Annotated in this window: 21 protein-coding genes and 1 pseudogene; 12 read left to right on the top strand and 10 right to left on the bottom strand. The window is 66.2% G+C overall.

Annotated features, from left to right (window positions below; translation table 11 throughout):
- Positions 1-62: 62 nt before the first annotated feature.
- From OMP44_RS17260 to OMP44_RS17245, 4 genes are all read left to right on the top strand, one after another.
- Positions 63-1,070 (top strand): methionine ABC transporter ATP-binding protein, encoded by a 1,008-nt coding sequence (locus OMP44_RS17260; RefSeq protein ID WP_158889638.1) that lies wholly within the window; start codon positions 63-65, stop codon positions 1,068-1,070.
- Positions 1,070-1,735, top strand: coding sequence for a methionine ABC transporter permease (locus OMP44_RS17255; protein WP_017639302.1), 666 nt, complete (start codon positions 1,070-1,072; stop codon positions 1,733-1,735). Before OMP44_RS17260 ends, OMP44_RS17255 begins: the two co-directional genes overlap by 1 nt.
- A 51-nt stretch (positions 1,736-1,786) precedes the next feature.
- Entirely contained in the window at positions 1,787-2,569 is a 783-nt protein-coding gene (locus tag OMP44_RS17250) for a MetQ/NlpA family ABC transporter substrate-binding protein (protein WP_371913873.1), read from the top strand.
- A gap of 68 nt (positions 2,570-2,637) precedes the next feature.
- On the top strand, positions 2,638-3,414 hold the full coding sequence (locus OMP44_RS17245; RefSeq protein ID WP_068384577.1) for a MetQ/NlpA family ABC transporter substrate-binding protein: 777 nt from the start codon (positions 2,638-2,640) through the stop codon (positions 3,412-3,414).
- Positions 3,415-3,479: 65 nt separating this feature from the next.
- Here OMP44_RS17245 and OMP44_RS17240 read toward each other — a convergent pair whose 3' ends face one another.
- Positions 3,480-4,628 (bottom strand): MFS transporter, encoded by a 1,149-nt coding sequence (locus tag OMP44_RS17240; RefSeq protein WP_280309988.1) that lies wholly within the window; start codon positions 4,626-4,628, stop codon positions 3,480-3,482.
- 173 nt (positions 4,629-4,801) lie between these two features.
- Between OMP44_RS17240 and OMP44_RS17235 the strand changes: the two genes are divergently transcribed.
- Complete coding sequence (locus OMP44_RS17235; RefSeq protein WP_007161456.1) at positions 4,802-4,969, top strand: rubredoxin; 168 nt, start codon at positions 4,802-4,804, stop codon at positions 4,967-4,969.
- A 92-nt stretch (positions 4,970-5,061) separates the two neighbouring features.
- Here OMP44_RS17235 and OMP44_RS17230 read toward each other — a convergent pair whose 3' ends face one another.
- From OMP44_RS17230 to OMP44_RS17220, 3 genes are all read right to left on the bottom strand, one after another.
- Positions 5,062-5,337 carry an HU family DNA-binding protein gene (locus OMP44_RS17230; protein ID WP_017639309.1) on the bottom strand — a complete coding sequence of 92 codons (276 nt, stop codon included), beginning with the start codon at positions 5,335-5,337 and terminating at the stop codon, positions 5,062-5,064.
- A gap of 412 nt (positions 5,338-5,749) precedes the next feature.
- Positions 5,750-7,309, bottom strand: coding sequence for a SulP family inorganic anion transporter (locus OMP44_RS17225; RefSeq protein ID WP_273862593.1), 1,560 nt, complete (start codon positions 7,307-7,309; stop codon positions 5,750-5,752).
- Between the two features lie 210 nt (positions 7,310-7,519).
- Entirely contained in the window at positions 7,520-8,227 is a 708-nt protein-coding gene (locus OMP44_RS17220; protein ID WP_133860378.1) for a carbonic anhydrase, read from the bottom strand.
- A 531-nt stretch (positions 8,228-8,758) separates the two neighbouring features.
- On the opposite strand from OMP44_RS17220, the pseudogene OMP44_RS25105 reads away from it, so the two are divergent.
- Both OMP44_RS25105 and OMP44_RS25100 read left to right on the top strand, forming a co-directional pair.
- A pseudogene (locus tag OMP44_RS25105) lies at positions 8,759-9,658 on the top strand (MCP four helix bundle domain-containing protein); the annotation flags it as partial.
- Complete coding sequence (locus tag OMP44_RS25100) at positions 9,641-10,513, top strand: methyl-accepting chemotaxis protein (RefSeq protein WP_423814999.1); 873 nt, start codon at positions 9,641-9,643, stop codon at positions 10,511-10,513. The pseudogene OMP44_RS25105 and the gene OMP44_RS25100, both read left to right, overlap by 18 nt.
- Positions 10,514-10,555: 42 nt before the next feature.
- Here the strand turns inward: OMP44_RS25100 and OMP44_RS17210 are convergent, their stop codons facing one another.
- The 3 genes from OMP44_RS17210 to gloA all read right to left on the bottom strand — a co-directional run bounded on the left by OMP44_RS17210 (position 10,556) and on the right by gloA (position 13,183).
- On the bottom strand, positions 10,556-10,678 hold the full coding sequence (locus tag OMP44_RS17210) for a hypothetical protein (RefSeq protein ID WP_007161451.1): 123 nt from the start codon (positions 10,676-10,678) through the stop codon (positions 10,556-10,558).
- A gap of 155 nt (positions 10,679-10,833) precedes the next feature.
- Positions 10,834-12,462, bottom strand: a complete 1,629-nt coding sequence (locus tag OMP44_RS17205; RefSeq protein WP_280309925.1) for a methyl-accepting chemotaxis protein — start codon at positions 12,460-12,462, stop codon at positions 10,834-10,836.
- Positions 12,463-12,658: 196 nt separating this feature from the next.
- The gene (gene gloA / locus OMP44_RS17200) at positions 12,659-13,183 is read right to left on the bottom strand and encodes a lactoylglutathione lyase (RefSeq protein ID WP_280309923.1); all 525 of its coding nucleotides are present in this window, start codon (positions 13,181-13,183) and stop codon (positions 12,659-12,661) included.
- 246 nt (positions 13,184-13,429) lie between these two features.
- On the opposite strand from gloA, the gene OMP44_RS17195 reads away from it, so the two are divergent.
- A complete protein-coding gene (locus OMP44_RS17195; protein WP_007161448.1) occupies positions 13,430-13,621 on the top strand; it encodes a CsbD family protein in 192 nt (63 codons plus the stop codon).
- Between the two features lie 51 nt (positions 13,622-13,672).
- Here the strand turns inward: OMP44_RS17195 and OMP44_RS17190 are convergent, their stop codons facing one another.
- The gene (locus tag OMP44_RS17190) at positions 13,673-14,404 is read right to left on the bottom strand and encodes a glutathione S-transferase (protein WP_280309919.1); all 732 of its coding nucleotides are present in this window, start codon (positions 14,402-14,404) and stop codon (positions 13,673-13,675) included.
- 187 nt (positions 14,405-14,591) lie between these two features.
- Here OMP44_RS17190 and OMP44_RS17185 point away from each other — a divergent pair, with 187 nt between their 5' ends.
- The 4 genes from OMP44_RS17185 (at position 14,592) to OMP44_RS17170 (ending at position 18,668) form a co-directional block, all read left to right on the top strand.
- Positions 14,592-15,668, top strand: coding sequence for a glycosyltransferase (locus OMP44_RS17185; RefSeq protein ID WP_187980858.1), 1,077 nt, complete (start codon positions 14,592-14,594; stop codon positions 15,666-15,668).
- Positions 15,669-15,675: 7 nt separating this feature from the next.
- On the top strand, positions 15,676-16,713 hold the full coding sequence (locus OMP44_RS17180) for a hypothetical protein (protein WP_273862590.1): 1,038 nt from the start codon (positions 15,676-15,678) through the stop codon (positions 16,711-16,713).
- Positions 16,710-17,552: a glycosyltransferase family 2 protein gene (locus tag OMP44_RS17175; RefSeq protein WP_273862589.1), complete on the top strand. Its 843-nt coding sequence runs from the start codon at positions 16,710-16,712 to the stop codon at positions 17,550-17,552. The genes OMP44_RS17180 and OMP44_RS17175 overlap by 4 nt, the downstream gene beginning before the upstream one ends.
- A gap of 126 nt (positions 17,553-17,678) precedes the next feature.
- Complete coding sequence (locus OMP44_RS17170) at positions 17,679-18,668, top strand: YihY/virulence factor BrkB family protein (RefSeq protein WP_273862588.1); 990 nt, start codon at positions 17,679-17,681, stop codon at positions 18,666-18,668.
- Positions 18,669-18,812: 144 nt separating this feature from the next.
- On the opposite strand, the gene gpmA is transcribed toward OMP44_RS17170, so the two are convergent.
- Positions 18,813-19,559, bottom strand: coding sequence for a 2,3-diphosphoglycerate-dependent phosphoglycerate mutase (gene gpmA / locus OMP44_RS17165; protein WP_044341142.1), 747 nt, complete (start codon positions 19,557-19,559; stop codon positions 18,813-18,815).
- Positions 19,560-19,687: 128 nt separating this feature from the next.
- Entirely contained in the window at positions 19,688-19,915 is a 228-nt protein-coding gene (locus OMP44_RS17160) for a hypothetical protein (RefSeq protein WP_059316634.1), read from the bottom strand.
- Positions 19,916-19,965: the final 50 nt, after the last annotated feature.

Raw genomic sequence — 19,965 nt, 5'->3', positions numbered from 1 at the left:
ACGTTAAACTGCGCGGCTGGATCACCATCCTGTTGTCTGACGATACCCACAAGGTTTTTCCATTGATCGAATTCCACGCTGTCCACAAGACGTACCGCACGCGCGGTCGCGAGGTCGCGGCGCTCCAGCCGGTCGACCTGAGGATCGAAGCCGGCGAGATCTTCGGCCTGATCGGCCATTCGGGTGCCGGCAAGAGCACCCTGCTGCGCCTGATCAACCGCCTCGAAGCTCCCAGTGGCGGTCGCCTCCAGGTCGATGGCGCCGAGGTCACCACCCTGGGCTCGACCGAGCTGCGCGATTTCCGCCGCCGCATCGGCATGATCTTCCAGCACTTCAACCTGCTTTCGTCCAAGACCGTGGCGGCCAACGTGGCCCTGCCGCTGGAACTGGCCGGCGGCCGCTCGCGGGCGCAGATCGCCCAGCGGGTCGAGGAACTGCTGGCGCGGGTCGGCCTGTCCGACCAGGCGCGCAAGTACCCGGCGCAACTCTCCGGCGGTCAGAAGCAGCGCGTCGGCATCGCCCGCGCCCTGGCCACCGAGCCGAAGATCCTGCTCTGCGACGAGGCCACCAGCGCCCTCGATCCCCAGACCACCGCCCAGGTGCTGCAACTGCTCGCCGAACTCAATCGCGAGCTGGGTCTGACCATCGTGCTGATCACCCACGAGATGGACGTGATCCGCCGCGTCTGCGATCGCGTCGCCGTGCTCGATGGCGGCGCCGTGGTGGAGCAGGGCACCGTCGCCGATGTCTTCCTGCACCCGCAGCACCCCACCACCCGCCGCTTCGTGTTCGAGGCCGAGCATCAGGACGAGACCGAACTGGCCGACGCCTATGCCCATGTCGAAGGCCGCATCCTGCGGCTGACCTTCCGCGGCGAAGCCACCTATGCACCGCTGCTGGGCCACGTCGCCCGGGAGACCGGTGTGGACTACAGCATTCTCGGCGGGCGCATCGACCGCATCCGGGACGAGCCCTATGGCCAGCTCACCATCGCCCTGGTGGGCGGTGACCTGGACGCCGCCCTGGCTCGCTTCCAGGCCGCCGACGTCACCGTGGAGGTCCTGCGCTGATGGACGAACTCTTCAGCAACATCGACTGGGCCGAGATCTGGCAGGCGACCCAGGACACCCTGGCCATGCTTGGCTGGTCCATGCTCTTCACCCTGATCCTCGGCCTGCCGCTGGGCGTGCTGCTGTTCCTTACCAGCCGCCGCCAGCTGCTGGAGCAGCCGCTGGTCTACGGCATCCTCTCCTTCGTGGTCAACGTGCTGCGCTCGGTGCCCTTCATCATCCTGCTGATCCTGATGATCCCCATCACGGTCTGGCTGATCGGTACATCCCTGGGCGTCGAGGGCGCCATTCCGCCGCTGGTGGTGGGCGCCGCGCCCTTCTTTGCCCGGCTGGTGGAGACCGCCCTGCGCGAGGTCGACCGCGGCATCATCGAGGCGACCCAGGCCATGGGCGCCAGTCTCTGGCAGATCGTCACCCGCACCCTGTTGCCCGAGGCCCTGCCCGGGCTGATCGCGGCCACCACCGTCACCGCCATCGCTCTGGTGTCCTACACCGCCATGGCCGGGGTGATCGGCGGCGGCGGCCTCGGCGATCTGGCCATCCGTTTCGGCTACCAGCGCTTCCAGACCGACGTCATGGTGGTCACGGTGCTCTTGCTGCTGGTGCTGGTCCAGGTACTGCAGATGGTCGGCGATCGCCTCGTCGCCCATTTCAGTCGTCGTTGATTCAGGCCTCATCCACTCGAAGGTTTTGCACAAGGAAAATCCCCGATGTCGCTGAAACGTACCCTGCTGTCCCTGGCCTTCGGCCTGGGTGTCGCCACCGCCGCCCAGGCCGCCGAGACCCTGACCGTCGCGGTCAATCCGGTTCCCCATGCGGAGATCCTGGAATTCATCAAGCCGCAGCTGGCCAAGGAAGGCGTGGACCTCAAGATCAAGGTCTTCACCGACTACATCCAGCCCGATCGCCAGACCGATCAGAAGCAGGTGGATGCCAACTACTTCCAGACCAAGCCCTATTACGCCAGCTACCAGAAGAGCAACCCGAGCAGCGACCAGGTGCCGGTGGTGGCGGTGCACGTCGAGCCCTTCGGTGCCTACTCGCAGAAGATCAAGGACATCAAGGAACTCAAGGACGGCGCCACCGTGGCCATCCCCAACGATCCGAGCAACTCCGGTCGCGCGCTCCTGCTGATCGCCAAGCAGGGCCTGATCACCCTGAAGGATCCGAGCAACGTCACCGCCACCCCGCGTGACGTTGTCGAGAATCCCAAGCACCTCAAGTTCAAGGAGCTGGAAGCCGCGACCCTGCCGCGGGTGCTGAACCAGGTCGACCTGGCGCTGATCAACGCCAACTACGCCCTGGAAGCCAAGCTGGTGCCGACCAAGGACGCCCTCTTCATCGAGAGCGGCGAGTCGCCCTACGCCAACCTGCTCTATACCCGCGCCGACAAGGCCAATGACCCGGCCATCCAGAAGCTGGCCAAGGCCCTGACCACCCCCGAGGTGAAGCAATTCATCGAGAAGAAGTACCAGGGCGCCGTCGTTCCCGCCTTCTGAGCCTCAGCTCCACCGCCGTCGACGCCCGCAGAGGCGCCGACGGTTCTACCCCGCTTTAGGAAACTGCCATGAAGAAATTGCTCGCCACCGCCGCCCTGCTGGCCGCCAGCCTGACCGCCCACGCCGCCGAGACCCTCAGCGTCGCCGCCACCCCGGTGCCCCACGCCGAGATCCTCGAATTCGTCAAACCCCAGCTGGCCAAGGAAGGGGTGGACCTGCAGATCAAGGTCTTCACCGACTACGTGCAGCCCAACCTGCAGGTGGCCCAGAAGCGCCTGGACGCCAATTTCTTCCAGCACCAGCCCTACCTGGACGAATTCAACAAGAGCCGTGGCACCGACCTGGTGACCGTCGCCCAGGTGCACGTCGAGCCCTTCGGCATCTACTCGCAGAAGATCAAGAAGCTCGACGAAGTCCGCGAAGGCGCCGTCGTGGCCATCCCCAGCGATGCCACCAATGGCGGCCGCGCCCTGCTGCTGCTGGAGAAGGCCGGGCTGATCAAGCTCAAGGACAGCGCCAACATCCTCGCCACGCCCAAGGACATTGCCGAGAATCCCAAGCAGCTCAAGTTCAAGGAGCTGGAAGCCGCGACCCTGCCGCGCGTGCTGAATCAGGTCGACCTGGCGCTGATCAACACCAACTACGCCCTGGAAGCCAAGCTCAACCCGACCCAGGACGCCCTGCTGCTGGAAGGCAAGGAATCGCCCTACGCCAACATCCTGGTCGCCCGCCCGGACAACAAGGACAGCGACGCCGTGCAGAAGCTGGCCAAGGCGCTGAACACCCCGGCGGTGAAGCAGTTCATCGAAGAGAAGTACAAGGGTGCCGTGGTGCCGGCGTTCTGAGCACCGCCTGACACTGCCTGACATGAAAAACGCCGGCCCAGTGCCGGCGTTTTTCATGGGGCTCGTCAGGCTGCTTGCTCGGCTGTAACCGGCACGCTGCCCCGGCGGCTGACGATCACCAGCAGCACGGCGGCGCCGACGGCCATCAGCAGCGGCACGGCATGGCCGGTGAGCCACTGGCTGGCGGCGCCGGTGACCAGCGGACCGACCAGGCAGCCGAGTCCCCAGAGCTGGGCGATGCAGGCATTGGCGCTGACCAGTTCGGCATCGCGATAGCGCTCGCCGACCAGGATCAGCGCCAGGGTGAAGAGACCGCCGGCGGTGGCGCCGAACAGCACCAGCAGCGGCCAGACGCCCGGGGTGTGCAGCAGCAGTGGCAGGGCCAGGCTGACCGCCAGCAGGCCCAGGGTGCAGCCGAGAAACAGACCCTGGCGTGAGAGGCGGTCGGCGAGCAGCCCCAGCGGCAGTTGCAGCAGGGCATCGCCCACTACCACGGCGCTGACCATGTACAAGGCCAGCTGCTGGCCGAAGCCCTGGTTGAGGGCATAGACCGGCAGCAGGGTAAGGATCATCGCCTCGAAGCAGGCGAACAGCGCCACCGCCCAGGCGATGGCCGGAGCGCCGCGGCAGAAGTCCAGCAGCGCCCGCCAGGCCGCGGTATGGCCGCCGGCCGCCGGCGCACCCCGGCGACCGAGCAGCAGGGTGGCGCCGCCGAGCATGAGCAGGGCGCCCAGCCAGAAGCCCTGGTCGCCTTCGGTACCCAGCACCCCCAGCAGCAGCGGGCCGGCCAGCTGGCTCAGGGCATAGCTGCTGCCATAGAGGGCCACCAGGCGGCCGCGCCAGCGATCGGTGATGACCTGGTTCATCCAGCTTTCACCGAGCACGAAGATCAGCGTGAGGATGGCGCCCAGGGCCAGGCGCAGCAGCAGCCACAGCAGATAGCTGGGCAGCAGCGACAGCAGGATCAGCGAGGCGGCGCCCGTCACCAGGCACAGCTGCATCAGCCGCGGTGTGCCGACTCGCGCGGCCAGGCGTCCGGCCAGGCTGGCGCCGGTGAGGATGCCGAGGGCCGGCGAGGCGGCCATGACGCCGATGGCGAAGCTGCCATAGCCCCAGCCCTCCAGCCGCAGCGAGACCAGCGGCATCGACAGGCCGATGGCCAGGCCGACGCTGATGACGCTGCCCAGCACGGCGAAATAGATGGCCCAGGGCATGGGCGCTGATGAGGAATTCATGGGCGCAGCCTAGCTGATGGAGACAGGGGGTGGACAGTCGCCAGGCGCAATCATGGCGCTCCGGGTATCAGTCGGGCTCCAGCACGGTTGGCCTTTGCCAGGCTTTCGCGTAGCGTTCGCGCTACCTGAAGCCGGTTGGGAGATAACAGAACATGCGGAAATGGCAGTGCATCGTGTGCGGCTATATCTATGACGAAGCCCTGGGCTGGCCGGACGACGGCATCGCGCCGGGGACGCGCTGGGAGGATGTGCCCGAGGATTGGCTATGCCCGGATTGCGGCGTGGGCAAGGGCGACTTCGAGATGATCGCCATCGGCTGATCACCCCGCTCCGCGTCCTCCACGCGGACACAAAAAAGGCATCGCAGAAGCGATGCCTTTTGGCTGCAGCGGCGATCCGTGCCGCCTCATGTTCAGCCTTCGATGCTGTCCTTCAGCGCCTTGCCGGGCTTGAACGCCACCGTGTTGCTCGCACGAATCTTGACCGGCTCGCCAGTCTGGGGATTCTTCCCCATGCGGGCACCGCGGTGACGCGGCAGGAAGGTGCCGAAGCCGACCAGGGTAACGCTGTCCTTGCGGTGCAGCGCATTCGCGATCTCGTCCAACAGCGTGTTGAGCACGACGTTGGCCTGTTCCTTTGGAAGTCCGACTTTTTCAGCGATCACCGTCGCCAATTCAGGCTTGCGCATAGCTACCTCTCGTGGGGTCATTTTTAGCCGTGTGGGCGTCGCATGGCTTTCCTGGCAAAGCGATTACCCCCGAGATAGAGGGTGGCCCGACACAAAGATCGTTGGTGCGACAAAAGTCGAACCAGATAGCGTTATAAGGCAAACCCGAGAAGAGCGAAAGTTAATTAGCAGACTATTAGCCGTTGGTAGGATGACCGACGCCAACTTGGGCATTTATCAGTCAATTCAGGCGCTTTTTGTGGACAGAATGTCCACTTTATGGAGTGGCCTTTGCATGTCACTGGGACGCTGCGAGGCTCTGGCAAGCCAGTATCGCGATCAGCGATCGCGCTGGCGGTCCGGCCCTCCGTCGGCGGACCCTGGCGCTGGATGAAGCGTGGCGGAGCGCCGCCTGGCTGCTCCGCCACCCGGATCAGGCCGGTGCCTGGGTCGGCATGACCGGTTGACCCGCCGGTGCCTGGCCTTCCAGGCGCCGCTCCAGTGCCTTGGGCTCGATCACCAGGCGCATGCCATTGCTGGCCTGGGTCCGTCCCCAGTCTTCCAGCAGCTCCATGCAGGCGTGATCGATATAGGAGACGCGCTCCAGGGGCACGTGCAGGGTAGTGCCCGGCTTGACCTGCTCCAGCACCTTGGTCAGCTGGGGCACGCGCAGGAAGGTCGCGGCGCCCACCAGGCGCAGATCGGCCTGGTCCGGCTGGTCTTCGCGATAGGTCAGGCTGACCTTGAGCTGGGCCGCCTTGACCGCCAGGAAGGCGATCGACAGGCCAAAGCCCACCAGCACCCCGGTCAGCAGATCGGTGGCGACGATCATCAGGGCGGTCAGGGCATAGATGACCATGGGCGTCCGGCCATAGCGCTTGAGTCCGGTCAGCGACTTGGGATCGGCCAGCTTGACGCCGGTGAACACCAGCACGCCGGCCAGGCTCGCCACCGGCACCAGCTTGAGCACGAAGGGCAGGGCGGCGACGAAGGCCAGTAGCCAGAGGCCATGCAGGATGGCGGAGGCGCGACTGGTGGCGCCGGCCTGGACATTGGCCGAGCTGCGCACGATGACCCCGGTCATGGGCAGCGCGCCGACGGCGCCGCAGAGCAGATTACCGATCCCCTGGGCACCCAGTTCGCGGTCGAAGTGCGAGCGCGGTCCGTTGTGCATGCGGTCCACCGCGGCGGCCGAGAGCAGGGTCTCGGCGCTGGCAATGAAGGCCAGGGCCAGGGCGGCCACCACCAGTTCGGCGTTGGCCAGCATGCCGAGGTCGGCGAAGGTCACCCAGTCGATGGCGTCGGCCAGGTTGTTGGGCACTTCCACCCGGCGGATGTCCAGCGCCAGCCAGAGACTGGCCAGGGTCGCCAGGGTCACGCCGATCAGGGCGCCGGGCAGGAAGCGCAGCGTCTGTGGGCGGAATTTCTCCCACAGCCACATGCTGGCGATGGTCAGCAGCCCGATCAGCGCCGCCTGGGCGCCGCTGCCACTGCCGTTCCACTGGCCCGCCGCGGTGAGGGCGGCGCCCGGGAAGGCCAGCAGGTTGGAAAGACCCGAGGCCGCCGGTTTGGCGTCCAGCATCACATGCAGCTGCGAGAGCACGATGAGGATGCCGATGCCGGCGAGCATGCCGTAGACCACCGCCGGTGAAGTGACGCGGAACCAGGCACCCAGCCGGGTGAAGCCGGCGATGAGTTGCAGCAGGCCGGCGAGCAGCAGTACCGGGCCCAGCGCCTCGATGCCATGGCGGTTGATCAGGTCGAACACCAGCACCACCAGGCCGGCGGCCGGACCGCTGACCTGCAGCGGCGAGCCGGCGAGAAAGCCGACCACCAGGCCACCGATGATGCCGGTGATGATGCCCTTGGCCGGCGGCATGCCGGAGGCGATGGCGATCCCCATGCACAGCGGCAGGGCGACCAGAAACACTACCAGTGAGGCCAGGGCGTCGCGCGACAGGTTGCGCCCCGGGGTCTGTTGATTGCCAAGCATGGTCCTGGTCCTCCAGCGACTAGGAAAAAGGTGCCCGCGCGTCATATCACGTCATATGACACGGTTCGGGATTCAGGCGGCTAGCGGCTAGGGTAGGCGATCCCCATGGAGCCCCAAGGTGGGATCGTCCGGCGCAGTGCGCTGTTATGGAGACGGGCCGAGGGCCCCGTCTCGGGGCGGCCAGCTGGCGAACCGGCTGGCCGCGGTGGATCAGGCCGGTTGCAGGCGCGGACGCGGGGTGGCGACCGGCATGTTTTCGCCATCCAGGGGCAGGAAGCGCTCCTGCTGGGCGTCGTACGCCTTGATCTCGCTGGTCTCGATGGAATAGACCCAGCCGTGAATCTGCAGCTGACCGCTGGCCAGCCGCGACGCCACCGAGGGGTGGGTGCGCAGGTGGACCAGCTGGGCCACCACGTTTTCCTCGGTGAGGAAGCCCAGGGTGCCGCCGTGGCCGCAGTCGCAATGGCCATGGTCTTCGACCACGGTACGGGCGACCTCGGCATGGCGCAGCCAGACCTTTACCGTCGGCATCTTTTCCAACGGATCGGGATTGAGTACGGCTTTCATGGCGCCGCAGTCGGAGTGGCCGCAGATGATGATGTGCTTAACGCCCAGGGCCACGACCGCGTACTCGATGGCAGTGGACACGCCGCCGTTCATCTGGCCATAGGGGGGTACCACGTTGCCGACGTTACGGGTCACGAACAGATCGCCTGGCGAACTCTGGGTGATCAGTTCCGGGACGATGCGCGAGTCGGCGCAGGTGATGAACATGGCCTTGGGCGACTGCGCACTGGCGAGTTTCTTGAACAGCGCTTCCTGTTCGGGAAAGACATCCTGGCGGAAACGCTTGAAACCATCGACCAGCTGCAGGAGGGCCTCGTCGGGTGCGCCGAAGGTATCCGTGTTGTCGCTCATCTGTTTCTGACCTCTTCTCAAGTACGCAATGGCAGCGGCAAGCGCTGGTTAGTGGCTAGACGCCCCCTGGCATCGCCTCGATACGCCCCGGCCCTCTGGGGTGCCGGTGGCTTCACTGTCTGGCGGTCCATCGCGTATCCGGGCAGCGTCCTGGCACCCGGCAGGTCATCTTGGTGGCCTCAACCTTAATCCACGCTGAAACAATAGCTCGTGACGGACAACGCAGAAGATATTTCAAACTTATACTGAGATCATCCAGCCATTATCGCTGCACGATCAGCGCTTTTAGACCTTTTATCGGCACGAAGCCGGAATATAGGCGCCGAATCGCGCTTTTCCCCGTGAAGAAAACGTGAATCGCAATAGCCGAACAGATTTCCTTGGCGATCAGTGGCTTGCGAGAGATGTGCAAAAATGTGAACGCAATGCCGCTGGGGGAAATCGAGCGTCTTTCGCCCACTTTGCCTCCGGCCTGTGATCTGCGGCACAGTGCCGCAGCCTAGACCTTTCGCCAGCCTTTCAATAGCTCCGATGCCCTATAGGACAAGGGTTTGCGGCCTTTGCTCGACAGGGGTGGAGAAATCCGGTCCGACAACGGACCTCAGGATTTGCACGGTGCGGTCGATAGCGGGTGCTTTCCAGGCTCAACGGAAACTCTCCATGTCCTTTCGCAATCTCTCTATCGCGCGGCGTGCCACCCTTGGTTTCGCCTTTATCGGTCTGCTCCTGCTGCTGCTCGGCGGCACCGCCCTTGTCAAGATGAACGACATCCGCGCCTCGGGCCTGGCCATCGAAGACCGCGCCATGCCGCGCGTGGCCGCGCTCGACGAGCTGACCGCCCTGACCCTGCGCCTGAGGGTACTTTCCTATCGCTTGCTGCTCAATCGCGAGCCGGAGATCATCGCCAAGACCCAGGCGCTGTTCCAGCAGCGCAATGGCCAGATGCGCGCCGCCCAGCAGCGCTACGAGGCGCTGATCCAGTCTGACGAAGAGCGCACCGCCTACAGCCGCTACGGTCAGTTGATCGCCCAGTACGACGGTCTGCAGCAGCGCATGCTGGCATTTTCCGCCGCCGATCAGCTGGAGCCCCTGCGCCGCCTGCTCAACGAAGACCTGCTGGCCAACTCCGATGCGGTCAATGGCGTGCTCAAGCAACTCACCGACCTGGTGGATCAGCAGACCGCCGCGGCCAACGCCCAGTCCGCTGCCGACTATAGCCATGCCATCCAGTGGCTGGTGCTGCTGCTGGCGGCCACTGCGCTGCTGACCGTGGTCTTCGCCTGGCTGCTGATCCGCAGCATCACCCAGCCCATCGCCCGCGCCGTGCAGGCCGCCGAGGTGATCGCCACCGGCGACCTCAGCCAGGAGATCCACAGCGAAGGCCGCGACGAGGCCGCGCGCCTGCTGCAGGCCATGAAAACCATGCAGGGCCAGCTGCGCCAGACCCTGCAGGGCATCCTTGGCTCGGCCACCCAGCTCGCTTCGGCGGCGGAAGAACTCAATGCCGTGACCGATGAATCCAGTCGCGGCCTGCAACGCCAGAACGCCGAGATCGAACAGGCCGCCACCGCGGTGAACCAGATGTCGTCGGCGGTGGACGAGGTGGCGCGCAATGCCGTCAATACCTCCCAGGCCTCCCAGGAATCGGCCGGCGTGGCCCGTGACGGCCGCGATCTGGTGCAGGAAACCGTGGGCGCCATCGCCACCATGAGCGACGACGTCCAGCACGGTGCCACCCTGGTGGGCGATCTGGCGGTACAGGTCAACGACATCGGCAAGGTGCTCGACGTGATCCGCAGCGTCGCCGAACAGACCAATCTGCTGGCGCTCAATGCCGCCATCGAGGCGGCGCGCGCCGGTGAAGCAGGTCGCGGCTTCGCCGTGGTGGCCGACGAGGTGCGGGCCCTGGCCCATCGCACCCAGGAGTCGACCCGCGAGATCGAGACCTCCATCGGCACCATCCAGCAGGGCACCGAGCAGGCGGTGGCGGCCATGCGCAGCAGCACCGAGCGGGCTCAGTCGACCCTGGAGGTGGCGCGCGGCGCAGGCCATGCCCTGGAGCGCATCCATGGCGCCATCGGCGGCATCAACGAGCGCAATCTGGTGATCGCCAGCGCGGCGGAAGAGCAGGCCCAGGTGGCCCGTGAAGTAGATCGCAACCTGGTGAACATCCGCGAGTTGTCGGTCCAGACCGCCGCGGGTGCCGAGCAGTCCAGCGCCGCCAGCGCCGAGCTGTCGCGCCTGGCCGTGGACCTCAATGGCCTGGTCACGCGCTTCCGCCTGTGAGCCAGGCGGTTCCGGCCGCTTCGGTGGCCGGACGCTGCGGCCCTAGCCGGGGCCGAGCAGTTGCAGCACGCCGGTCAGCACCACCAGCAGACCCAGGGGCGAGGCGAGAAAGGACAGCAGCAGGCACCTCAGGCGAGGGCCGCGCGGGGTAGGGCAGGTCGTCATGACGTCAGGCAGCTCCGTGGCGAGAACGGGCGCCACGCCTGGCGCCCGGGCCAATTTTCTCCTGTAGCGGCGGCGACGTCATGCCAAGAAAACGTAAAGTTGGGTAAAGCCGCGGCTACCCCGGGACGCCTGTTCCCGGGTAGTCGCCTGGCGGGTCAGACGCGGAAGCGCGCCGCCAGGCCGTGGATCTCGCGGGTCAGTGCGACCAGCTGGCGACTGGAGGTCTCGATCTGGTCGGCGCCGCGCTTGGACACGCCCGCCAGTTCGCGGATGTTGATCAGGTTGCGATCCACCTCCCGCGCCACCTGGGCCTGTTCCTCGGCGGCGCTGGCGATGACCAGGTTGCGCTCGTTGATGTCGCCGATGGCGACGAAGATGTGCTCCAGGCTCTGGCCGGTCCGCTCGGTGGTTTCCAGGGTGGTGCCGGCCAGGGTGTTGCTGCGCTGGATGGCGGTCACCGCCTGACCGGTGCCGGCCTGGATGTTGCCGATCATCTGCTCGATCTCCAGGGTCGACTGGCGGGTGCGCTGGGCCAGGCTGCGCACCTCGTCGGCCACCACGGCGAAGCCACGGCCGGCGTCGCCGGCGCGCGCGGCCTCGATGGCGGCATTGAGCGCCAGCAGGTTGGTCTGCTCGGAGACCGCGCGGATCACGTCCAGCACCTTGCCGATCTGGTTGGCCTGCTGCGCCAGGCTGGCGATCACGGTTTCGCTTTCGTTGACCGTGGTCTGCATGCTCTGCAATTCACTGAGCACCTGGGCTACCTGACCGCGACTGCCAGTGGCCAGGCGATCGGATTCGCGGGCGGTATCCGAGGTGGAGGCGGCATTGCGGGCCACCTCTTCCACGGCGGTGGTCATCTCGGTCACTGCCGTCACGGCCTGTTCCAGTTCCTGCTGTTGCTGATTCAGGGTGCGGTTGCTCTGGGCCGTCACCTCGCCCAGTTCCTGAGCGGCGCTGTCGAGTTGCTCGGCGGTGCGATTGAGCTGGGCCAGGGTGTCGCGCTGGCGGCTCTGCAGGGTGGCGAGGCCGGCGAACAGCTGGCCGATCTCGTCATGGCTGCGCACCTCGATACGGCGGGTCAGATCGCCTTCGCTCATGGCGGCGAAGTGCTCGCCGGCTTCGTTGAGCGGGGCCAGTACCCGGCGGGCGATGAACCAGCCGGAGAGTACCGCCAGCAGCAGGGTCAGACCGACCAGTAGCAGGCTGCCGATCTGGGCCTGGGACACGCGACTGTCGGAGGCGGCGAGGGTGGCCGCGATACGGCCGGTGATCTCGTTGGTGAAGGCCTGACGGGTGTCGGCGAAGGCCGTGCTGGCCCCCTTGGCCCCGTCGCTGATACGGATGTAGCCGGGCAGGTCGCCGGCCCGGCAGGCGGCGATCTGTCCTTCGACGATGACCTTGTAGGCGTCGAAGGCCTTGAGCATGGCTTCGATCTGGCCGCTCAGCTTGGGATCGCTGACGCTGGCCTGCATGTCGGTAATCAGCTTGCGGGCGATGTCCAACCGCTCCAGCGCCAGCTTCACGCCTTTCTCGGCCTTGGCCGCATCGCCGTTGACCCGGTCGAGCATGGCGGTATGGGAGTTGGCGCTGGCGCGGCTGATCCAGGTGGCGGCGTTGTTGACCTTGTCCAGCTGTTCCATGGTCAGACTATCCAGGTCGCGGATCTGCTGGGCACTGGTCCGGGCGCTGAGCCACCCATACAGGCAAGCCAGCAGCAGGCAGGCGACGAACAGGCTGAGCACGCTGTACATCCCGGTACGAATTCTTGTTGTTTTGTTCATGTTGGGCTCTCTGACGACGTCGCTGGCTGGGGTGCGCAATACGACTTTGGTAAGGCTTTTCGCCAGCAGTACGCCAAAGGCATGGGCAGGCGTCGATGGCCTGGAGCCAGTCGGTATCAGTTAAGCGCCGAAAAGTCGTCGGATGTCTTCAGAAGGACAGGCAGGGCGGGCCCGACGGACGCCGGGCCCGGAGGGATCAGGACAGCGGGGTGAACTGGATGACTTCGACCCAGTAGCCATCGGGGTCCTTGATGAAGGCGATTTCCTTCATGCTGCCGTCGGTCAGGCGCTTCTGGAAGGCCACGCCCAGTTGCTCGAAGCGCTCGCAGGCGGCGCGGATGTCCGGGACCGCCACGCAGGTGTGGCCGAAGCCGCGCGGATCGCTGTTGCCGTTGTGGTAGCTGAACTCGGCGTCGTTCTCGGTACCGTGGTTGTGGGTCAGCTCGAGGATGCCCGGGGTCGACTTGCGCCAGCGCTGGTGGGCTTCCGGGTCTTGCGGCACCTGGTTGCGATCGACCAGGGCAAGAAAGGTCAGGCTGAACTTGGCGTCCGGGAAGTCCTTGTGGTCGACCACGGTGAAGCCCAGCACGCGGGTATAGAAGTCCAGCGAGGTCTCCAGATTCTTGACCCGCAGCATGGTGTGGTTGAAGACGAACTCGCGGGTGGCGGCGTCGGGCTGGGCGGTCACGCCCGGCAGGTTGTCGAATTGGCTCAGCGACATCAGAAGTCTCCGGTGAGGGGGTGTGGAAATTGGAGAGGCGGCCCCGCGCAACGTTCCCGGCGGGAAAGGCGCCTGGGTGGTCGCTCACGAAAAAGGGCAGGAAGTCTAAAGGCTTCCGGGACCGCTGCCCAAAGCTTCCTGATGCTTTTGGCCGCTGCGCTGTGCGACGAATGGTCGAAACCTCCCGGTTAGAGCCGCAGTCGGATTTTGCAAGCGCACTGCCTGTGCGATCCCAAGGAGACTGATATGAGCAGCACCAGCGACAAGATCAAGGGTACCGCCAAAGAAGTGGCCGGCAAGGTCAAGCAAGGCGTCGGCGAGGCCACCGACAACTCGCGCATGAAAGGCGAGGGTCGTGCCCAGGAAGCCGAAGGCAAACTGCAAAAGAACGTCGGCAAGGGCAAGGAAGCTGTCAAGAACACCATCGACCGCGCCTGAGTCCAGGCTGTACGGAAAAGGCCGCCCCAGGGCGGCCTTTTCTTTTTCCCGTCAGGCCGGATCCAGCTCTGGATAATGGCGGAAGATGCCGTTCTCGCTGAAGGCCAGGCGGCGTGGCGAGGCCAGGTAGGCGGCGATGTTGGGTAGCGCGGCCACCCGCTCGGCCACCGCCAGCACCCGCGGTATCTCCGGCGCCAGCCGCCGCATGGCGTTGGGGAAGGCGTAGGTCAGGCCGGCCACCACCTGGAACAGCGACAGGTCGACATAGGAGCGCCGCTCGCCCACCAGCCAGCTGTCGCCTGCCGGGTTGAAGCCCAGCACCCGCTCGAAATAGCTCAGATAGGTACGGATCCGCTCGCCGGCAAAGGCCTTGGCCCGGCGCCGGGCCTCGTCCTGCTGCTCTTCGTAGGTCAGGGAGATGGCCACCGGATGATGGACATCGTGGGCCTCGGCGGTGAGGTCGGTGATGGTCAACTGCAGGCCGTGGACCCAGAAGCGGGATTCTTCATCGGCCGGTACCAGGTCCAGCCGTGGCCCGAGGAACTGGAGAATGTTGGCGACATGGGAGACGACCTCGTCGCCGGCCTTGAGAAAGGGTGGGGCGAAGGGCGGCCGACGGGTCTTCTGGCCTTGCAGATAGTCTTCCAGGGCGGGTATGCCCAGACCTTCGTCCTCCGGGGCATTGCCGACATCCAGATAGGGTGCGCCGGCCTCTTCGAGCGCCAGGCGGACGAATTCGCCGCGGCCCTGGATGCTGGGCCAGTAGTGCAGTTCATAACGCATGGAAACCTCCGTCGTCTGCTGGGAATAAGGGTCCAGGAGAGCTGACCCCTGGTCCGCTTCGGAGGTTTGCCCGCCGCGCGGCTTTCACGACGAAGCGCACAACCAATTCCCGTCGCTGAGACTCCTATCAACCAGCGGCTCGCGATAAGGACGGTGGGATGACAGGCAACAGCAGGCGGACGGTTCCATGCGCATAGGCATTCTCACCCACGTGAAACACCCGGTACGCCAGCCCTTCGCCGGTGGTCTCGAAGCCTTCACCTACGACATCACCCTGCAACTGCGCGAGCGTGGCCACGCGGTGACGCTGTTCGCCAGTTCGGCCTCGGCGCCAGAGCTGGAGGTGGTGCCCATCCTCGACGACGGCAACTACGGCACGGACGGCTGCCGGCGCAAGCGCAACGTGCTCAGCTCCGAGTACCTCGACGAGCACCACGGCTATCTCGACTGCCTGCAGCGCATCGATGGCCATGGCTTCGACGTCATCTTCAACAATGCCCTGCACTATGTCCCGGTGACCATGTCAGGGCTGATCCGCACGCCCATGCTCACGGTGCTGCACACCCCGCCGTTCTTCGAACTGATCAACGCCATCGGCGAATTGCACAAGCGCGGTGGCGGCCACTACTGCACCGTCTCCCAGGCCAATGCCGACAACTGGGCGCATCTGGCGCCGGCCTGCCACGTGATTCCCAACGGCATCGACCTCGACGCCTGGCGCCCGCGCGCTACGCCGATCGGCGACCATGCCCTCTGGTTCGGCCGCCTGGTGCCGGACAAGGGGCCGCACCTGGCGCTGGATGCCGCGCGCGAGGCCGGCGTACCCCTGCGCCTGGCCGGCCAGGCCACCGACGAGCGCTATTTCCGCCAGGAGATCGCGCCGCGCCTGGGCGAGCAGGCCGTCTACCTCGGGCACCTGGACCGTACCGCCCTGGCGGTCGAAGTCGCCCAGGCCCGTGCGTGCCTGGTCACGCCCTGCTGGGACGAACCCTTCGGCCTGATCGTCGCCGAGGCCCTGGCTTGCGGCACGCCGGTCGCCGCCTTTGCCCGCGGTGCCCTGCCGGAACTGCTCACCGCCGAGACCGGTGCCCTGGCCCCGCCGGGCGATGTGCCGGCCCTGGCGGCGGCCCTGCGCGAAGCCCTGTCGCTGTCCCGTGACGCCTGCCGGGCGCGGGCCGAGGCGCAGTGGAGCCACCGGCTGATGATCGACCGCTACGAGCGCCTGCTCGCCGATGTCGCCGCCGGCCGGGTGGCCCGTGGCTAGACCGCCCGTGACTGAGCTGAACATCGGTTACTACGCCCACCATCATGGCGCCGGCCACGTGACCCGCGCCCTGGCCATCGCCGCTGCTTTCGACGGCCCTTTGACCCTGTTCGGCAGTCGCCTGCCCGAGCAGGTGGCGCTGCCCAACGTCCGGCTCTGTCCGCTGCCGCCCGACGTGGCCCCTGGCGTCGAAGGCGAAGCCTTCGCCTGCCTGCACTATGCGCCACTCGGCGTGGCAGGGTTGCGCGAGCGCATGGGCCTGCTGGTGGACTGGTTCCGCCGCGCCTGGCCCTGCCTGCTGGTGGTCGACGTCTCGGTGGAGGTGGCCCTGCTGGCCCGGCTGTGCGGCGTGCCGACAATCTACCTGCGCCAGCGCGGCAGTCGCTTCGATGCCGCCCACGAACTGGCCTACGCCAGTGCCAGTCGCCTGCTGGCGCCCTATCCGCAATGCCTGGAAGAGCCTGCCACCCCGGCTTCCTGGCGGGCCAAGACCTGCTATGCCGGCAGCCTGTCGCGCTATGCCGGGCCGCAACCCGACCGCCTCCGCGAGCCCGGCACGGTCACCGTCATCGCCGGCCATGGCGGCACCGCTTTCGGTCGCGCGCGGCTGGTCGCGGCGGCCCGGGCCTGTCCCGACTGGCGCTGGACGGTACTGGGTCCGGTGCTGGACGACGCGACCGAGGCGCCGGCCAATCTGAGCTTCCTGGGCAGCGTCGCCGATCCCGCACCCTGGCTGACCCGCGCCGAGCTGGTGGTCGGCTCGGCGGGTGACAGCCTGGTGGCGGAACTGGCCGACCTGCGCTGTCGTTTCCTCTGTCTGCCGGATGCCCGGCCCTTCGACGAGCAACTGTCCACCGGGCGCCTGCTGGCCGCGCAGGGCCTGGCGATCACCTGCGAAAGCTGGCCCGCCGACGACGCCTGGCCGGAACTGCTGGCCAGGACCCGCGGGCTCGATCCCGAGGGCTGGATGGCAGTAAGCGACGGCGCGGGTGCCCAGCGCGCCGCTGCCTGTATTCGGCAGGTCGCCCAGGAGGTGCTGGCATGATCGTCCTGACCCTGGTCAAAGGTCGCGAGCGGCAACTGGCCAATCTCATCCGTGGGCTGGAATTGGCGCCGACGCCTCCGGCGGCCCTGGTGGTGGTGCAGATGAACGAGCCGCCGCGTGCGCTGCACAGCCCAGGCTTTCCAATTCAGGTGCTTGGCGTGGCAGGCGACGGCATCCTGCCCCTGGCCGCCGCGCGCAATGCCGCTGTAGCCGCCGCACCAGGCGAGGACCTGGTGTTTCTCGACGTGGACTGCATCCCCGCGCCCGGATTGCTCGATGCCTATCGCCAGGCGCTGACCACGCGCCCCGAGGCCCTGCACCAGGGCTTCGTCCACTACCTGCCGGCTGGAATCGCGGAAGGCGACTGGACGCCGGAGGAGCTGCTCGCCAGCGGTGTCGTCCATCCCCTGCACCGGGAGCGTCCACCGGGCGAGGCGATTCCCCATCCGCTGTTCTGGTCGCTCAACTTCGCCTGTACCCGCGCCACCTTCGGTCGCATCGGCGGCTTCGACGAGGGTTATCGCGGCTATGGCGGCGAGGACACCGACTTCGCCTTTCGCGCCCGCGAGGCGGGGGTGCCCGTCTATCAGGTCGAGGCGCGCGCTTTCCATCAGTACCATCCGACCTATCACCCACCGCTCAATCATTTCGCCAGCATCCTGGAGAACGCCCGGCGCTTCCAGGCGCGCTGGGGGCTGTGGCCCATGGATGGCTGGCTACGCGAATTCGCCGCCGCCGGCTTCATCCGTTTCGATGAAAGCCGCGGGATAGAGGAACTCAGGATGCCCACGGCCGCCGAGATCGCCGCCTGCCGGGATGCCTCGGGTTCCGGCTTCTGACGTCAGGGCGCAACCAACCCGGCTGCTGCCACTCTGAAGGTAGGGCGGACCTGCAAAGCCGCCGGGTGCGGGCCGGGCAGGTCCGCCCCAGGAATCCTTCGTGAGGAACGTTCGTCAGGAGCCGTCATGTCCTTGTTTGCCTTCAGCCTGCGCGGCGTTTCGCCGTTCACCCTCATCAAGCGTGCCGTCCAGGAATTCGTGGCCGACGACATGCCCACCTATGCAGCGGCACTGGCCTACCAGATGCTGTTTTCGCTGTTTCCCTTCCTGCTGTTCCTGATCGCCCTGATCGGTTTCCTGCACCTGCCGGACTTCTTCACCTTCCTGCGCGAACAGGCCGCCTACCTGCTGCCGCCCACCGCCCTGGATACGGTCAATCCCATCATCGACCAGTTGCAGACGCAGAAGGGCGGCCTGCTGTCCTTCAGTATCATCGTCGCGCTCTGGTCCGCGTCCGGTGGCTTCCGCTCGCTGATGACCGCCATGAACAGCGCCTATGACGTGGTGGAAAGCCGTCCGGCCTGGAAGCGCATTCCGCTGTCGGTGCTGCACACCATCGGCCTCGCCGGAATCCTGCTCAGCGCTGCGGCGTTGATGGTGCTCGGGCCCCAGGTGATGAACTGGCTAGCTGCCTACGTGGGGCTGGAGGACTACATGGTGACCCTCTGGGCGCTGATCCGCTGGCCACTGGCGGTGGCCCTGCTGATGATCGCCGTGGCGGCGCTCTACTACGTCACCCCAGACGTGAAGCAGAGCTTCCGCTTCATCACCCCCGGCTCGGTGCTGGCGGTGGTGGTCTGGATCCTGGCATCCCTGGGCTTTGGCTACTATGTGCAGAACTTCGCCAACTACAACGCCACCTACGGCAGCATCGGCGCCATCATCGTGCTGTTGCTGTACTTCTATCTGTCTTCAGCGGTGCTGCTGTTCGGCGCGGAGATCAATGCGGTGATCGAACACCACAGCGACGACGGCAAGGAAAAGGGCGAGAAGACGCCAGGCGATGGGGGCGTGGAAGCCGACGAAGAGATTCAGGCGGGGCAGGACGAGGGCGCCCAGCATGAAGGCGTCCTGGGTGAAGCCCGGGTGGTGCAACGACCGAACGGTCGCACCTGAGGTACGGTGGATATCGGCGCCAGCCTTGTCCACCGTTCACCAGCGACCCTGCTTGTGGAAAACGCCAAGCGATTTTCCACGCTACGGGTCTGGGTTTTCGGACTATCGCGGCCATGGCCGCGATCGAAGCAGGACGAAAACGCCTTACTTCGCCTTGCCCTGATTGGCCACCGCGGCCATTTTGGCAGCGACCTCGTCCGGGTCGGCCAGGTAGTAGTGCTTGGTGGGCTTGAGATTCTCGTCGAACTCGTACACCAGCGGCACGCCGTTGGGGATGTTGAGGCTGACGATGTCGCTGTCGGAGATATTGTCCAGGTACTTGATCAGGGCACGCATGGAGTTGCCATGGGCGACCACCAGCACGCGCTGGCCACTGCGGATGGCCGGGGCCAGGACTTCGTTCCAGTAGGGCAGCACGCGCTCGACGCAATCCTTGAGGCATTCGGTGCGCGGCACCTGATCCAGCGACAGACCGGCATAGCGCGGATCGGCGGCCAGGGCCTGCTGCTCCTCGACGCTCTGCTCGGGCGGCGGCACGTCGTAGCTGCGGCGCCAGACCAGTACCTGCTCTTCGCCGTACTTGGCCGCGGTCTCTGACTTGTTGAGGCCGGTCAGGCCACCATAGTGACGCTCATTGAGGCGCCAGTCGCTCACCACCGGCAGCCACATCTGGTCCATGCCTTCCTGCACGTGCCAGAGGGTCCGCACGGCGCGCTTGAGCACCGAGACATGGGCCACGTCAAAGAGGAAGCCGGCGTCCTTGAGCGCCTGGCCGCCTTCGTGGGCCTCGCGGATCCCCTGTTCGGTCAGATCCACATCCGCCCAGCCACTGAAGCGGTTTTCCAGGTTCCACGCCGACTGGCCATGGCGGATGAATACGACTTGCGACATGCGACCTCCATCTTGGGATTCATTGTTTGGCTCACGCCTACGCGAAGCTGTGCCAAACATACCGCAGATGGAGGCTGCCGGCATGGGCATCACGGAAACCGTGATGCGTCCGGCACTCGTGTGGCGCTTCAGGCCACCAGGGCGCGACGGGTACGTTCGATGACGCGTTCCAGCCCGGCCGCAGCGTTGTACTGCTCGGGATAGAGACGCTCGCTGCGACAGGCGACACCGCGCTCGTCGACCACGGTAAAGCTGAAACCGCCCTTGCGCGAAGCCGGGGTGGTGATGCATTGGAACGGTGCAAAGGCCGCTTGAAGGTGTTGCATGGCCGCGATGGCCTGATTTTGAATGTTCATCTGTCTATCCTTGGGACCCACGCTCAGTCGGCGCGGTGAAATAACTCCAG

This window comes from Pseudomonas flavocrustae (assembly GCF_029872515.1).
Classification (GTDB): Bacteria; Pseudomonadota; Gammaproteobacteria; order Pseudomonadales; family Pseudomonadaceae; genus Chryseomonas; species Chryseomonas aestiva.
This window is presented reverse-complemented; position numbering and strand designations above follow the sequence as displayed.